Annotated in this window: 13 protein-coding genes and 1 riboswitch; of the genes, 9 read left to right on the top strand and 4 right to left on the bottom strand. The window is 63.0% G+C overall.

Annotated features, from left to right (window positions below; translation table 11 throughout):
• Nucleotides 1–15: 15 nt before the first annotated feature.
• A riboswitch (S-adenosyl-L-homocysteine riboswitch) is annotated at nt 16–166 on the bottom strand.
• Between the two features lie 191 nt (nt 167–357).
• Both RHP75_RS19030 and RHP75_RS19025 read left to right on the top strand, forming a co-directional pair.
• Nucleotides 358–744: an MAPEG family protein gene (locus RHP75_RS19030; protein ID WP_311089575.1), complete on the top strand. Its 387-nt coding sequence runs from the start codon at nt 358–360 to the stop codon at nt 742–744.
• Nucleotides 745–868: 124 nt separating this feature from the next.
• Entirely contained in the window at nt 869–1,318 is a 450-nt protein-coding gene (locus RHP75_RS19025) for a cytochrome c (protein ID WP_311089574.1), read from the top strand.
• A gap of 7 nt (nt 1,319–1,325) precedes the next feature.
• Here RHP75_RS19025 and ligB read toward each other — a convergent pair whose 3' ends face one another.
• Nucleotides 1,326–3,008, bottom strand: a complete 1,683-nt coding sequence (gene ligB / locus RHP75_RS19020) for an NAD-dependent DNA ligase LigB (protein WP_409079679.1) — start codon at nt 3,006–3,008, stop codon at nt 1,326–1,328.
• An 82-nt stretch (nt 3,009–3,090) separates the two neighbouring features.
• On the opposite strand from ligB, the gene RHP75_RS19015 reads away from it, so the two are divergent.
• The gene (locus RHP75_RS19015) at nt 3,091–4,005 is read left to right on the top strand and encodes a hypothetical protein (protein ID WP_311089572.1); all 915 of its coding nucleotides are present in this window, start codon (nt 3,091–3,093) and stop codon (nt 4,003–4,005) included.
• Nucleotides 4,006–4,075: 70 nt separating this feature from the next.
• Here the strand turns inward: RHP75_RS19015 and metK are convergent, their stop codons facing one another.
• The 3 genes from metK to RHP75_RS19000 are packed head-to-tail and all read right to left on the bottom strand — an operon-like array spanning nt 4,076 to nt 7,252.
• Nucleotides 4,076–5,266 carry a methionine adenosyltransferase gene (gene metK, locus RHP75_RS19010; RefSeq protein WP_257776787.1) on the bottom strand — a complete coding sequence of 397 codons (1,191 nt, stop codon included), beginning with the start codon at nt 5,264–5,266 and terminating at the stop codon, nt 4,076–4,078.
• Nucleotides 5,263–6,294 carry a metalloregulator ArsR/SmtB family transcription factor gene (locus RHP75_RS19005; protein WP_311089571.1) on the bottom strand — a complete coding sequence of 344 codons (1,032 nt, stop codon included), beginning with the start codon at nt 6,292–6,294 and terminating at the stop codon, nt 5,263–5,265. The genes metK and RHP75_RS19005 overlap by 4 nt, the downstream gene beginning before the upstream one ends.
• 46 nt (nt 6,295–6,340) lie before the next feature.
• A complete protein-coding gene (locus RHP75_RS19000; protein WP_311089570.1) occupies nt 6,341–7,252 on the bottom strand; it encodes a LysR family transcriptional regulator in 912 nt (303 codons plus the stop codon).
• 110 nt (nt 7,253–7,362) lie between these two features.
• Between RHP75_RS19000 and RHP75_RS18995 the strand changes: the two genes are divergently transcribed.
• From RHP75_RS18995 to fba, 6 genes are all read left to right on the top strand, one after another.
• Nucleotides 7,363–8,487, top strand: a complete 1,125-nt coding sequence (locus tag RHP75_RS18995; RefSeq protein ID WP_311089569.1) for a C4-dicarboxylate ABC transporter — start codon at nt 7,363–7,365, stop codon at nt 8,485–8,487.
• A gap of 137 nt (nt 8,488–8,624) precedes the next feature.
• Entirely contained in the window at nt 8,625–10,625 is a 2,001-nt protein-coding gene (gene tkt, locus RHP75_RS18990) for a transketolase (protein WP_311089568.1), read from the top strand.
• A gap of 66 nt (nt 10,626–10,691) precedes the next feature.
• Nucleotides 10,692–11,747, top strand: coding sequence for an erythrose-4-phosphate dehydrogenase (epd, locus tag RHP75_RS18985; RefSeq protein WP_311089567.1), 1,056 nt, complete (start codon nt 10,692–10,694; stop codon nt 11,745–11,747).
• Between the two features lie 3 nt (nt 11,748–11,750).
• Complete coding sequence (locus RHP75_RS18980) at nt 11,751–12,914, top strand: phosphoglycerate kinase (RefSeq protein WP_311089565.1); 1,164 nt, start codon at nt 11,751–11,753, stop codon at nt 12,912–12,914.
• 29 nt (nt 12,915–12,943) lie between these two features.
• Nucleotides 12,944–13,261 carry an MliC family protein gene (locus RHP75_RS18975; RefSeq protein WP_311089564.1) on the top strand — a complete coding sequence of 106 codons (318 nt, stop codon included), beginning with the start codon at nt 12,944–12,946 and terminating at the stop codon, nt 13,259–13,261.
• A 109-nt stretch (nt 13,262–13,370) separates the two neighbouring features.
• Entirely contained in the window at nt 13,371–14,435 is a 1,065-nt protein-coding gene (gene fba, locus RHP75_RS18970) for a class II fructose-bisphosphate aldolase (RefSeq protein WP_090250017.1), read from the top strand.
• The last annotated feature ends 39 nt before the right edge of the window (nt 14,436–14,474 follow it).

The following is a 14,474-nucleotide window of genomic DNA, read 5'->3' as shown; positions in this document are numbered from 1 at the left end:
TCTCCATTCGTTGTCTGCGAATGGGCGCCGTTGATGCGTATGGTTAACGCCCCATCCGAGCCTGACAGGCGGAAGTTTGATTTGAATCCGCCTGATTGCATTGCTGGAATGCGAGGCTTGGGGATTCAAAGCGAACTTACCGCATGCTGCAGCGCCCCTCGGACAGGTGGCGGGTGCGACCGGAGCTGTGCCGACCACATGAAGCTGGCGAAGTATAGCCAGCCTGCGGCATAAGCCCAAGGCTTTCTGTCGGGCTAATTGGCTGTTGCGCCGTGTGTTCTGGCCAGTTCAGCCATGGTCTTTGCGTTGCGCCTGAGACAGGCTGCAAGCTTCTCTGTCCTAGCCTCTGGAGCCTGTATGACCCTCGCCTACTGGTGCGTGCTGATTGCCATTGTCCTGCCTTACCTGGCCACCGCCAGCGCCAAATTCCTCGGCGCCGGTTATGGGCCGCGCGCCAACAGCGACCCGCGGGCGTTTCTCTCTGGTCTGGAAGGCTGGCGCAAACGTGCCAACAATGCCCAGCTCAACGGCTTTGAGGTGACGCCGGCATTCGCCGCAGCGGTAATCATCGCCCACCAGGCCGGCGGTGCCGAGCAGGGGCTGCTGGATCAGCTGGCGATGGCATTCGTGCTCAGCCGGGTGTTGTATTTCCTCTGCTACCTGGCCGATTGGGGGCCAATCCGTTCGCTGGTGTGGTTCGCCGGTATGGCGCTGATTGTCAGTCTGTTTGTGGTCTCCGCCTGAGGTCTACTCGCGAGAATCTGCGCCGGTGCTGATATCTGCGGCAAAACACCACGCTTGGCCGGTGGCGGGTGGGTGGCGATACTGTCGCCCGTTATCCACCCGGTTGTAGGCATTTGAAGGTGTTATGAAGCTTAAAACCCTGTTCCTGGTTGTACTGACGCTGGCTGTAAGCGGCTGCGGCGGTGTCGATCCCAATTCGCCGCAAGGCCAGCGTCAGAGCATTTTCAAGCAGATGCTCAAGGTCAGCGAAGACCTTGGCGGCATGCTGCGCGGGCGCTTGGCTTTCAAGGAGCAGGCGTTTGTTGAGGGCGCCGCCAAGCTCGATCAACTGACCCGCACGCCCTGGCAGCACTTTCCGCAGGTGCGCGAAGAGGGTGAAGAAAACCGCGCCAAGGATGACGTCTGGCAGCGCCAGGCGCGTTTTCAGGAACTGGCCAAGGCCATGGAGGCCAGCACTGCGGCGCTGGTGGCCGCCACGGTCGCGCAACCGTTAAAGCCTGAGGCGCTTACCGCACCGATGCAGCGTGTTGAAGACAGCTGCAAGGCCTGTCATGAAGAGTTTCGCGCGTTCTGACCAGTGTTTAGAACCCCGCTACCTGCGCCGCCCGCAGTTGAGCGCGCAGAGCATTGACTTCCGGATGTTGAAAGAAGGCTCGCAATTGCTCCGCGCGCTGCGGGCCGATCCCAGGTTGGCGTTGCCAGTCGGCTACGCTGCGTTGCGCCAGGGTCTCCCAGTCGGCGTCCAGCGCCAGATTGCCATTGCCGGGCAGGCCGAGTGCGCGTAGCCAGTCCTGCATAGGGCGCTCGCGGGCCAGGCGAAAACTCTGTTGCAGTGCGGCGGAGCTGCGTGGGCCGAGGCCGGGAACGCTGCTGAGCTGCTCGTTTGAGAGGTGCAGCCAGTCGAGCAGACTGTCGAGTTGTTGCGCGCGCAGCAGTTTTTCCCAGGTGCCGGGACCCACGCCCGGCAACGCCAGGCCCTGTTTGCCGCTGAGCCATGCCAGGCGTGCGCGGAACTGGCTGGCGCAAGCTGGTGTGGCGCGCCAGCAGCTCAGTGGGTGGTAGGCCGCCGGGTCAGGCACCGGCAGGGCGGCGCGTTGTTGGGTGCGCCAGAGCACGCTGTCCAGTGCTGGAATGGTCAGGCCGGAGAGGCGGATCACCACTTGATCGCCGGGGCGGATGTCCAGCGCCTGCCAGCGTTGCAGCGAGCCTGCGCTGACATATTCGATGCGCCGATCATCCAGCTTTAGCGGTTGTACGCGCAGCACCGGGGTGATGCGCCCGCTGCGGCCGATGCGAAAGTCCACCGCCTGTACCACGGCCAGGGCCTGACTCACCGGGTACTTCCAGGCCACCGCCCAGTGCGGTGGTTCGGTTTGCCAGCGTGCCGCCGCCGGGCGTTGCCCTTGGCGCAGCACCACACCATCGGTGGCGAAGGGCAGGGCGCTGTTGTACCAGTGTTCGCGCCAGTGCGCGGCCTGCTCCAGGCTGCGAATCGGTTGGCTGAACTGCTGGCTGTCGGCAAAGCCCAGCTCCGCCAGTTGCTGCAGGCGCTGGGGCATCAGTGCTGGGCCATCGGGCCAATCCCAGACAAACAGGCCGATACCGGCGGCTTCCTCGGTGGTCAGCGTTTGCCGGTTCATCAGGCCGGCCACCTTGCTGCGCGCGCCGAGGCCGCCGGAGGTGTGTTGGATATGACCTGGCAGGCGCCAGTACAGCTCGCCCTGCAGCACCAGGCTAAGCGGCTCGGGTAGTCGTGCGGGAAGCGCCGGCAGGTGGCGCGCGTGGGCACTCCAGTCCTGGCCGCTGCGACCATCGCCGCGACTGATCAGCTGCTGCAGTTGGCCGTCGCGATAGACCAGACTGACGGCAACCCCATCGACTTTGGGCTGAATCCACAAATCCTCACGATTGGCGATCCAGGCGCCTGCGGCGTGGCTATCGGCCAACTTGCGCAGCCCGGTATGGGCGGTGGGATGGTGATGACGACCGTTGCTGGTGCTGAGTGGATCGGTCGTGGCCACTGTGCTTTCAGGGAAGCAGGCACGCCAGCGCTGCAGGTTGGCGCTGGCCTGATCATAGAGTTCGTCCGCCACCAGTGATTGGCCCTGACGATGGTAGGCGTCGTCCCAGATCGCCAGTTGCTGGCTCAGTGCCGCGATTTCCAGTTCGGCGCGTTGCCCCGGCCAGTCTGGGCAGGGGGCGGCAAAAGTGTCCGGGGTCAGGGCGATCAATAACAGCGCGAGGGCGGCTTTCATGCTGAGCATCCTTGCTCGGAAGCGGTTTATCCAGCGTAGCAGCTATGCTTGATGGGTCAGCTTTAGCGTGTGTTTGGGGGCGCTTGTCGCTATGTCAGTGGCTTTGCAGTGGTTTGGCCGTATTTCGCTGTGCCTGCTTGTCGCAGGTTTTGCGCCGTTTGGCGTGGTGTACGCGACCGACGATGTGGCGTCTCCGTGGCGGTTTGTGCACAACGCGCCGGAGACGGAGGGTGACCAGCGCTATGCCTATCACTGGCGCGTATTGCGTGCGGCGCTGGAGGTGACGCGCAGCAAGTACGGCGATTATCGACTTGAGCCCGGCCCGCCGATGAGCGAGAAGCTGCAGGTGGTTGAGATGCAGCGCGCGCATGGTGGGCTCAATACCCTGGTGCTGGATGCCACGCAGACTTTGGAACAAGCCCTGCAGCCGGTAAAAATCCCGGTCGATAAGGGGTTGCTCGGTTATCGGGTCTTTCTGATTCAGGCCGAGGATCAGCCGCGGTTTGCCGACGTGCGGTCTCTTGAACAGCTTCGCCAGCTACGCTTTGGCCAGCAGCGTGAATGGTCTGATGTGGCGGTGTACCAGGCGGCTGGTTTACCGGTGGTCACTGGCAGCAGCTATGAAGGCCTGTTCCATATGTTGATGTTGCGGCGTTTCGATGCCTTTGGGCGTGGTGTCAGTGAGGTTGGCGGTGAGCTGGCGCATTGGCGCAAGCAATACCCGCAGATGGCCATCGAGAGCGAGTTGCTGCTGTATTACCCGTTGCCGGTGTACTTCTGGTTTGCTCGCACCGATGAGGGACGGCTGCGCGCGCAGCGTGTCGAAGAAGGCATGCTTGCGCTGATTGCCGATGGCACTCTGGATCGGCTGTTTACCGAGGAATATGCGACCACCATCCAGCAGCTTGGCCTGGATAGTCGGCGCACATTGAGAATTGCCAATCCCCACCTCTCTTCCAACCATCCTTTCGATAATGCCGCCTATTGGTTTACGCCGATGCCCTAGTGCAGAGAGCCGGCAGTTGAACGCATAAAAAACCCGCCGTAGCGGGTTTTTTCTGCAGTCCAGGTTGGGTTTACAGGCCGGCAGCGGCGCGCAGGTCGGCGACCTTGTCGGTCTTTTCCCAGGTAAAGGTGCTGAAGGTGTCGTCACCGACGGTCTTCTGCTGCGGGGTGCGGCCGAAGTGGCCGTAGGCTGCGGTTTCCTGGTACATCGGGTGCAGCAGGTCGAGCATCTTGGTGATGGCGTACGGACGCAGGTCGAACACTTCACGCACCAGTTGGATGATCTTGTCTTCGGCGATCTTGTGGGTGCCGAAGGTGTTGATCGAGATGGAGGTCGGCAGGGCCACGCCGATGGCGTAGGACACCTGGATCTCGCAGCGGTCAGCCAGGCCGGCGGCAACAATGTTTTTTGCCACATAACGACCGGCGTAAGCGGCGGAGCGGTCAACCTTGGACGGGTCCTTGCCGGAGAACGCGCCGCCACCATGACGAGCCATGCCGCCGTAGCTGTCGACAATGATCTTGCGACCGGTCAGGCCGCAGTCGCCCACTGGGCCGCCGATCACGAAGTTGCCGGTCGGGTTGATGTGGAACTGGGTGTCCTTGTGCAGCAGTTCGGCCGGCAGGGCGTGCTTGATGATCAACTCCATCACGCCTTCACGCAGATCGCTCAGCGACACTTCCGGATTGTGCTGGGTGGACAGCACCACGGCGTCGATGCCGACCACTTTGCCGTTTTCGTACTGGCAGGTGACCTGGCTCTTGGCGTCCGGGCGCAGCCATGGCAGCAGGCCGGACTTGCGCGCTTCGGCCTGGCGCTGCACCAGGCGGTGGCTGAAGCAGATTGGTGCCGGCATCAGCACGTCGGTTTCGTTGCTGGCGTAGCCGAACATCAGGCCCTGGTCGCCGGCGCCCTGGTCTTCCGGCTTGGCGCGGTCGACACCCTGGTTGATGTCCGGGGACTGCTTGCCAATGATGTTCATCACGCCGCAGGTGGCGCCGTCGAAGCCGACGTCGGAGCTGGTGTAGCCGATGTCGCAGATCACGTCGCGGACGATTTGTTCCAGGTCAACCCAGGCGCTGGTGGTGACTTCGCCGGCGACGATGGCCACGCCGGTCTTGACCAGGGTCTCCACGGCCACGCGGGCGTGTTTGTCCTGGGTGATGATGGCGTCCAGCACCGCATCGGAGATCTGGTCGGCGATCTTGTCCGGATGGCCTTCGGATACGGACTCGGAGGTAAAGAGGGAGTATTCGCTCATCGTGCGGGTTCCTGTTGGTGACCGGTAATTGCAGCCCGGAGGCCATGAGTTATTGAGGGTTTGGCGAAGTGCCGCACCTGAATCTGGAAGCCGTTGCGCAAGCCCACATAGAGGCTTTCGCAGGTGTTGAGGCCGGCTGCGCTGGCCCAGCGGGCCAGGTCGTCCTGTTCGAAGCCCAGCCACAGGTCGCCGCAGGCTTCGCGGGCCCAGCTCTGGTTGTGGCTGCACAGTTCGGTGATCAGCAGGCTGCCGCCGGGTTTCACACGTTGCGCCAACTGCTTGAGCGCCTCGGCCGGGGCGGCGAAATGGTGCAGCACCATGTTCAGCACCAGGCAGTCGGCGGCCGGGTAGTCGTCCTGCAGGGCGTCGGCCAGTTGCAGCTGAACATTGCCCAGGCCTTCTTGCTCGCAGCGCAGGCGCGCCAGTTCGAGCATCGCTGCGCTGTTGTCCAGGGCCAGCACCTGCCGGAAGCGTTGTGCCAGGTCCGGGAGAAAACCGCCGTCGCCGGGGCCGATTTCCACGGCGCAGGCTGCGTCGGCAAACTCCAGGGAGTCGAGCAGCGCCAGTACGCTGTCGCGGTACTGTGGCAGGCCGGCGATCAGGTCCTGCTGAGCCTGGAAGCTCGCTGCCGTACGGGCGAAGAATTCCTGGCTGGCGGCGGCACGTTGGCCATGCACTTCGGCAATCCGCCCTTGCACCTCGGCCGGCAATTGCAGGCTGTCAATTTCTTCGAGCAGGGCATTGTGCAGGCGACTGCCCAGCTGTTCGCTCTGCGCCAGGGCGCGGCGGTAGAAAATTGCATTGCCTTCACGGCGGGTTGCCACCAACCCGGCCTGGGCCAGCACCTTGAGGTGGTGGCTGATGCCGGATTGACCGGTGGCGAAGATCTGCGCCAGCTCCAGTACGCCGAACGAGTCGTTGGCCAGGGCGCGCAGAATATTCAGGCGCAGCGCATCGCCGCTGGCCTTGCACAAGGCAGCGAGGGCATCGACAGGTTCGAAGGCCAGATGGGCGGCGCGCATATTCATAGGTCGGGCAGTCTAGTCGGTCATTTTTTATCCAGCAAGGGCAATATCAAAAAGTTTTGATATTGCCCTTGCTGGTGCTTAGCGCATGTTCCACCTGCTCCAGCAGTGCATTAGCGGCCGGACTTAGGCTGTGTTCGCGGCGCCAGACGGCATGCAGGTCGCGACTGATCTGCAGGTCGCGGACGGGCAGGTGGCGCAGCTGTCCGCTGCGCAGCTCCTCCTGCACCGCCAGCTCGGAAATCCACGCCACGGCCTGGCCGGCCAGCAGGCTGCGTTTCAGTGCCTCGCTATTGCCCAGGGCCATGGCGATACGCGGTTGCAGGCCGAGCGTCTGATAGGCCTGCTCCAGACTGGCGCGGGTGCCGGAGCCCGGCTCGCGGATCAGCAGGGCGGCGTCGGCCAGTTCCTCTGGGCTGACGGCCGCCTGCTTGGCCAGCGGATGCTTGGGGCTGGCGACGGGCAGCAATGCATCCGTGCCCAGGTGGCGGTGATTGAACTGTTCCGCGGTGAATGGCCCTTCAATAAAGGCCAGGGTGATGGTGTTGTCTTCCAGCTGTTGCAGGCAGGTTGCGGTGTTGTCGATCTGCAGGCTCAACTGCAGATCAGGGTACTGCTGATGAAAGGCCGCGATCAGCGCTGGCAGCAGGTAGCTGCCCAGGGTGGCGCTGGCACCCAGGTGCAGCTCGCCGCAGCCGAGGTTGGCGAAGGCCTGCAGGTCTCGCTCGGCGGCCTGCTCAAGGGCAAAGATGCGCTCGGCATAGGGCAGCAGGCGTTGCCCGGCGGCGGTCAGGGTGACGCCACGGCTTTGTCGGTCAAACAGCGGCAAGCGCAGGCGGGCTTCCAGCTCGCGGATCTCACGGGTCACCGCCGGCTGACTGATAAACAGGCGGGCGGCTCCCGCGCTGATGCTGCCGGTCTGGGCGATGGCGAGAAAAACCTTGAGGTGGTGCAGATTCATAAATAGAAGGTATGCCTCGTATCTTTTATATGTATTTTACCTATAGCACGGCTCTGCCTAACCTCCCAGTCATGGATCGCCAGTGGCGATTGTCTGTGAGGAATACCGTGATGTTGCGCCCCTTTACCCGTTTGCATGAGCCGCTGGCTTTTGTTCGTCAATTCACCCCCAACTGGTTTGCCATGACCATGGGCACCGGCGTGCTGGCTCAGGTGGTGGCCAAGTTGCCGCTGTCTTTCCCGGGGCAGATGCTGCTGGCCGAAGGCCTGTGGTGGCTGACCGCGCTGCTGTTTGGCCTGTTCAGTCTGTTGTTTGCCGCGCGCCTGCTGCTGTTTCGCGACACGCTGTGGCCGATGCTCGATCACCCGGTGCAGTCGATGTTTCTCGGCGCGATCCCCATGGGGCTGGTGCAGGTGATCAACGGCCTGCTGCTGTTTGCCGTGCCGCTGCATGGCGCCGCCCTGGTGACGCTGGCCCATGGCTTGTGGTGGCTGGCGCTGGTCTTGGCCCTGGGTGCTGCGCTCGGTGTGCCGTATTTGATGTTTACCCGGCAAAAACATGTGCTGGAAACCCTGACCGGGGTCTGGCTGCTGCCGATTGTCGCACCCGAAGTGGTGGCCAGCGGCGCGGCCGCCTTGGCACCGCACCTGGCTGCGGAATCGGCGCAATTGCTGCTGAGTCTGGGCTATGTGCTGTGGGGTTTGTCGCTGAGCCTGGCGTTTGCCCTGATCGCCCTGGTGCTACTGCGCCTGGCCCTGCACAAATTGCCGGATATGGATTTTGCCGCTAGCAGCTGGCTGCCACTGGGGCCGCTGGCCACCGGTTGCCTGGGACTGATCAGCCTGGGGCAGGCGGCTCCGCAGGCCTGGCAGGGCACCGCGTTGCAGGGCGCGGCCGAGATGGCGCAGCAGCTGGGCCTGGTCGGTGGGTTGGCGCTCTGGGGGGCGGGGCTGTGGTGGTTGGTCGCAGCCAGTCTGTTTACCCAGCACTACATGCGCCGTGAATTGCCGTTCAACCTGGGCTGGTGGGGCTTCACCTTCCCGCTGGGGGTGTTCACCCTGGCCACTTTTGCCTTGCAGCAGATGATCGGTCTGGCCTTCTTCACCTGGGTGGGCCTGCTGCTGGCAGCCAAGCTGGTGCTGGTCTGGGTGCTGGTGATGCGCCGTACGCTGCACGGCTTGTGGCACGGTGAGCTGTTTCGCGCTCCCTGTCTGGCCACGCAAGCATCGATTTAAGGCGGCTGGCCGGGGGCTAATCGCTGATTGTCTGGGGTTAACGACCATCTGTGATTGCCCCCATGGCGCCGCTGGGCGAAAATGGCCGCCTTTTTCGACCCTCAGTTGCCCAAGCAGCCCCCGCAGGAGATTCAGTGATGCCCAGCCGTCGTGAGCGAGCCAATGCCATTCGTGCCCTCAGCATGGATGCTGTGCAGAAAGCCAACAGCGGCCACCCCGGTGCCCCGATGGGCATGGCGGATATCGCCGAAGTGCTGTGGCGCGACTTTCTGAAGCACAACCCGAGCAACCCGAACTTCGCCGACCGTGACCGCTTCGTGCTGTCCAACGGCCATGGTTCGATGCTGATCTATTCGCTGCTGCACCTGACCGGCTATGACCTGGGCATCGAAGACCTGAAAAACTTCCGCCAGCTGCACAGCCGCACCCCGGGCCACCCGGAATACGGCTACACCCCAGGCGTGGAAACCACCACTGGCCCGCTGGGTCAGGGCATTGCCAACGCCGTCGGTTTCGCCATTGCCGAGAAGGTACTGGGCGCGCAGTTCAACCGTGACGGCCACCAGATCGTTGACCACTTCACCTACGCCTTCCTCGGCGACGGCTGCATGATGGAAGGCATCAGCCATGAAGTCTGCTCCTTGGCCGGCACTCTGGGCTTGGGCAAGCTGGTGGCGTTCTATGACGACAACGGCATCTCCATCGACGGCGAAGTCGAAGGCTGGTTCACCGACGATACCCCGGCGCGCTTCGAAGCCTACGGCTGGCAGGTGATCCGCAATGTCGACGGCCACGACGCCGACGAAATCAAGATGGCCATCGAGACCGCGCGCAAGACCAGCGACCGTCCGACCCTGATCTGCTGCAAGACCACCATCGGCTTCGGTTCGCCGAACAAGCAGGGCAAGGAAGAGTGCCACGGCGCGCCGCTGGGCAATGACGAAATCGCCCTGACCCGCGCCACCCTGGGCTGGAACCATGGCCCGTTCGAAATCCCGGCGGACATCTACGCCGAGTGGGATGCCAAACAAGCCGGTGCCGCTGCCGAAGCGGCCTGGAACGACAAGTTCGCTGCTTACGCCGCCGCCTACCCGGAGCTGGCCAGCGAATTTACCCGTCGTATCAGCGGAGAGCTGCCGGCTGATTTCGCCGAGAAAGCCGCTGCCTATATCAAGGACGTCGCCGAGAAGGGCGAAACCATCGCCAGCCGCAAGGCCAGCCAGAACACCCTGAATGCCTTTGGCCCATTGCTGCCGGAATTCCTCGGTGGCTCGGCGGACCTTGCCGGTTCCAACCTGACCCTGTGGAAAGGCTGCAAGGGCGTCTCGGCTGACGACGCGTCCGGCAACTATATGTTCTACGGCGTGCGCGAGTTCGGCATGAGCGCGATCATGAACGGCGTGGCCCTGCACGGCGGCTTCGTGCCGTACGGCGCGACCTTCCTGATCTTTATGGAATACGCCCGCAACGCGGTGCGCATGTCGGCGCTTATGAAACAGCGTGTGCTCTATGTATTCACCCACGACTCCATTGGTCTGGGTGAAGACGGCCCGACTCACCAGCCGATCGAGCAGCTAGCCAGCCTGCGTGGCACGCCGAACCTCGACACCTGGCGTCCATGCGACGCCGTGGAATCCGCCGTGGCCTGGAAATACGCCATCGAGCGCAACGACGGCCCGAGTGCGCTGATCTTCAGCCGCCAAAACCTGCCGCACCAGAGCCGTGATGCCCAGCAACTGGCTGATGTCGCCCGCGGTGGCTATGTGCTGAAAGACTGCGCTGGCGAGCCGGAGCTGATCCTCATCGCCACCGGTTCGGAAATCGGTCTGGCCATGCAGGCGGCTGCCAAGCTGGAAGAGCAGGGCCGCAAGGTGCGCGTCGTGTCGATGCCATCGACCAGCGTGTTCGACCAGCAGGACGCCGGCTACAAGCAGGCGGTGCTGCCGCTGCAGGTCAGCGCGCGTATCGCCATCGAAGCCTCGCATGCCGACTACTGGTACAAGTACGTGGGCCTGGAAGGTCGCATCATCGGCATGACCACCTTCGGTGAGTCGGCCCCGGCTCCGGCGCTGTTCGAGGAATTCGGCTTTACCGTCGAAAACATCCTGGAAACCGCCGCCGAGCTGCTCGACGCCTGATCCGGCGAATGATGGGTGATGCCGCATTGCGGCTCACCCATCCTACGGCTCCCTATCGAGACCACCATGTCCAAGCGCCCCTATCGAATTGCCCTCAACGGTTACGGCCGTATCGGCCGCTGCGTGCTGCGTGCGTTGCATGAGCGCGGTGCGGGAGCGCAGTTGGAAATTGTCGCGCTGAATGATCTTGCCGATCAGGCCAGCATCGAATACCTGACCCGTTTCGACTCCACTCACGGGCGCTTCCCCGGTGAGGTGAAGGTCGACGGCGATTGCCTGCATATCAACGGCGACTGCGTAAAAGTACTGCGTCAGGCCAGCCCGGAAGCCATCGACTGGGCGGCGCTGGATATCGACCTGCTGCTCGAATGCTCCGGTCAGTACACCAGTCGCAACGAGGCGCAGCGCTTTATTGAGGCTGGCGCGCCGCGCGTGCTGCTGTCACAGCCGATGGCCAGTGAAGCGGATATCGACGCCACAGTGGTCTACGGGGTCAATCAGGATTGCCTGAGCGGCGCCGAGCAGCTGGTGTCCAACGCCTCCTGCACCACCAACTGCGGCGTACCGCTGCTCAAGCTGCTGAATGAGACGGTGGGCATCGACTATGTGTCGATCACCACCATCCACTCGGCGATGAACGACCAACCGGTGATTGACGCCTACCACCACGAAGACCTGCGCCGCACGCGTTCGGCCTTCCAGTCGGTGATTCCGGTCTCTACCGGGTTGGCCCGTGGTATCGAGCGCCTGCTGCCAGAACTCAGCGGGCGTATCCAGGCCAAAGCCATTCGTGTGCCGACGGTGAACGTGTCGTGTCTGGACATCACCCTGCAGACCGCGCGTGACACCTCCACCGAGGAGATCAACCGCGTGTTGCGCCAGGCCGCGGAAAGCGGCCCGCTCAAGGGCTTGCTGGCTTATACCGAACTGCCGCACGCCAGTTGCGACTTCAACCATGACCCGCATTCGGCCATCGTCGATGGCAGCCAGACACGCGTCTCCGGGCCGCGTCTGGTTAATCTGCTGGCCTGGTTCGACAACGAGTGGGGGTTTGCCAACCGCATGCTCGATGTTGCTGAACACTTTCTCTCCCTGACTACTCCAGCCCCCGTGAAGGACTGATATATGACCGTTCTGAAGATGACCGACCTCGACCTCGCCGGTAAGCGCGTGCTGATCCGCGAAGACCTCAACGTGCCGGTAAAAGACGGCGCGGTGAAGAGCGACGCGCGCATCCTCGCCTCCCTGCCGACCATCAAACTGGCGTTGGAGAAGGGCGCAGCGGTCATGGTCTGCTCGCACCTGGGGCGTCCGACCGAGGGCGAATTCAGCGAAGAGAACAGCCTGGCGCCGGTCGCGGCCTACCTGAGCAAGGCGCTGGGTCGCGACGTGCCGCTGGTCAAGGACTACCTGGGCGGCGTCGAGGTGAAAGCCGGCGAGATCGTGCTGTTCGAGAACGTGCGCTTCAACAAGGGCGAGAAAAAGAACGCCGATGAACTGGCCCAGCAATACGCCGCGCTGTGCGACGTGTTCGTCATGGATGCCTTCGGCACTGCTCACCGCGCCGAAGGTTCGACCCATGGCGTGGCCAAGTTCGCCAAGGTCGCCTGCGCAGGCCCGCTGCTGGCGGCCGAGCTGGAAGCCCTGGGCAAAGCGCTGGGTAACCCGGCCAAGCCAATGGCCGCGATCGTTGCCGGCTCCAAGGTGTCGACCAAGCTGGACGTGCTCAACAGCCTGAGCCAGATCTGCGACCAACTGATCGTCGGCGGCGGCATCGCCAACACCTTCCTCGCTGCTGCCGGTTTCCCAGTGGGCAAGTCGCTGTACGAGGCCGATCTGGTTGAGACTGCCAAGGCTATCGCGGCCAAGGTCAGCGTGCCATTGCCGGTTGATGTGGTCGTCGCCAAAGCCTTCGCCGAAGACGCTGAAGCCACCGTCAAACTGGTGGCCGATGTGGCTGCAGACGACATGATTCTGGATATCGGCCCGCAAACTGCCGCGCAGTTTGCCGAGTTGCTGAAATCCTCGAAAACCATCCTGTGGAACGGCCCGGTCGGGGTGTTTGAGTTCGACCAGTTCGGCAACGGCACCAAGGTGCTGGCTCAGGCCATCGCCGAAAGCCCGGCGTTCTCCATTGCCGGTGGCGGCGACACCCTGGCGGCCATCGACAAATACGGCGTTGGCGCGCAGATCAGCTATATCTCCACCGGTGGCGGCGCGTTCCTCGAGTTTGTCGAGGGCAAGGTATTGCCGGCGGTTGAAGTGCTGGAACAACGCGCTAACGCATAAACAGCCTGATCATGGAGCGAGTCCCGATAATGAAACGGATTACCCTGCTGGCATTGCTCAGCCTGCTTGGCGCCTGCGCCAGTCAGCCTGCGCCGTCGGATACCTGGACGCGCTGGGTGTGCGACAGCCAGACCGAAGTGCTCTGGCGTTTTGCCGACAGCAGCGCAGAGTCCGTCGATGTGCGCCTCGGCGGCGGTGATATCGTTTATCGCTTGCAGCAGGAGCCCGCCGGCTCGGGTGCGCTGTACAGTGACGGGATGTTGTCTTTCCACACCAAGGGCGAAGAAGGGCTGGTCTACTGGACGGCCAACGACGACCTGATCGGGCGTGGCTGTAAGGCACCCTGAAACGATTTGAATACAGGCCGGGTTTGCTCCCGGTCTGAATGACTTGAATAGCGCCTGCCCCTGCGGCAGGCTTGCACGATTAACGAGCCCCACCGGGAGAAAGAACACCATGGCACTTATCAGCATGCGCCAGATGCTCGACCACGCCGCCGAATTCGGTTACGGCGTGCCGGCTTTTAACGTCAATAACCTCGAGCAGATGCGCGCGATCATGGAAGCGGCCGACAAGACCGATTCCCCGGTGATTGTTCAGGCATCGGCCGGTGCTCGCAAATACGCTGGCGCGCCGTTCCTGCGTCACCTGATCCTGGCTGCTATCGAAGAATTCCCGCACATCCCGGTGTGCATGCACCAGGACCACGGCACCAGCCCTGACGTCTGCCAGCGTTCGATCCAGCTGGGCTTCAGCTCGGTGATGATGGACGGCTCGCTGAAAGAAGACGGCAAGACCCCGGCCGACTACGACTACAACGTCCGCGTGACCCAGCAGACCGTGGCGTTTGCCCACGCCTGCGGCGTTTCCGTGGAAGGTGAGCTGGGTTGCCTGGGTAGCCTGGAAACCGGCATGGCCGGCGAAGAAGACGGTGTTGGCGCCGAAGGCGTACTCGACCACAGCCAGATGCTGACTGATCCGGAAGAAGCCGCTGACTTCGTCAAGCGCACCCAGGTCGATGCCCTAGCCATCGCCATCGGCACCAGCCATGGCGCCTACAAGTTCACCAAGCCGCCGACCGGTGACATCCTCGCCATCGACCGCATCAAGGAAATCCACAAGCGCATCCCCAATACCCACCTGGTGATGCACGGCTCCAGTTCGGTGCCGCAAGAGTGGCTGGCGATCATCAACCAGTACGGCGGCGACATTAAAGAAACCTACGGCGTGCCGGTCGAGGAAATCGTCGAAGGCATCAAGTACGGCGTGCGCAAGGTCAACATCGACACCGACCTTCGTCTGGCGTCTACCGGTGCCATGCGCCGCCTGATGGCCGAGAACCCAAGCGAGTTCGACCCGCGTAAGTTCTTCGGCGCCACCGTCACCGCCATGCGTGACATCTGCATCGCCCGTTACGAAGCCTTCGGCACCGCCGGCAACGCCTCGAAGATCAAACCGATCTCCCTGGAAGGCATGTTCCAGCGTTATGCCAAAGGTGAGCTGGCCGCCAAGGTCAACTAAGCCTGTTGCTGTACTGAGAGCCCCGCCGAAGCGGGGCTT

The organism is Pseudomonas sp. SG20056, assembly GCF_031764535.1.
Classification (GTDB): domain Bacteria; phylum Pseudomonadota; class Gammaproteobacteria; order Pseudomonadales; family Pseudomonadaceae; genus Aquipseudomonas.
The sequence above is the reverse complement of the archived record's forward strand: the minus strand, read 5'-3'. Positions and strand labels throughout refer to the sequence as shown.

Bases quoted from the DNA above. Each gene is read 5' to 3' on its own strand.
- RHP75_RS18975 (WP_311089564.1), top strand. From the start codon at position 12,944: ATGAAACGGATTACCCTGCTGGCATTGCTCAGCCTGCTTGGCGCCTGC.
- RHP75_RS19030 (WP_311089575.1), top strand. From the start codon at position 358: ATGACCCTCGCCTACTGGTGCGTGCTGATTGCCATTGTCCTGCCTTAC.
- RHP75_RS18980 (WP_311089565.1), top strand. From the start codon at position 11,751: ATGACCGTTCTGAAGATGACCGACCTCGACCTCGCCGGTAAGCGCGTG.
- epd (WP_311089567.1), top strand. From the start codon at position 10,692: ATGTCCAAGCGCCCCTATCGAATTGCCCTCAACGGTTACGGCCGTATC.
- fba (WP_090250017.1), top strand. From the start codon at position 13,371: ATGGCACTTATCAGCATGCGCCAGATGCTCGACCACGCCGCCGAATTC.
- tkt (WP_311089568.1), top strand. From the start codon at position 8,625: ATGCCCAGCCGTCGTGAGCGAGCCAATGCCATTCGTGCCCTCAGCATG.
- RHP75_RS19000 (WP_311089570.1), bottom strand. From the start codon at position 7,252: ATGAATCTGCACCACCTCAAGGTTTTTCTCGCCATCGCCCAGACCGGC.
- RHP75_RS19005 (WP_311089571.1), bottom strand. From the start codon at position 6,294: ATGAATATGCGCGCCGCCCATCTGGCCTTCGAACCTGTCGATGCCCTC.
- RHP75_RS19015 (WP_311089572.1), top strand. From the start codon at position 3,091: ATGTCAGTGGCTTTGCAGTGGTTTGGCCGTATTTCGCTGTGCCTGCTT.
- RHP75_RS18995 (WP_311089569.1), top strand. From the start codon at position 7,363: ATGTTGCGCCCCTTTACCCGTTTGCATGAGCCGCTGGCTTTTGTTCGT.
- RHP75_RS19025 (WP_311089574.1), top strand. From the start codon at position 869: ATGAAGCTTAAAACCCTGTTCCTGGTTGTACTGACGCTGGCTGTAAGC.
- metK (WP_257776787.1), bottom strand. From the start codon at position 5,266: ATGAGCGAATACTCCCTCTTTACCTCCGAGTCCGTATCCGAAGGCCAT.
- ligB (WP_409079679.1), bottom strand. From the start codon at position 3,008: ATGCTCAGCATGAAAGCCGCCCTCGCGCTGTTATTGATCGCCCTGACC.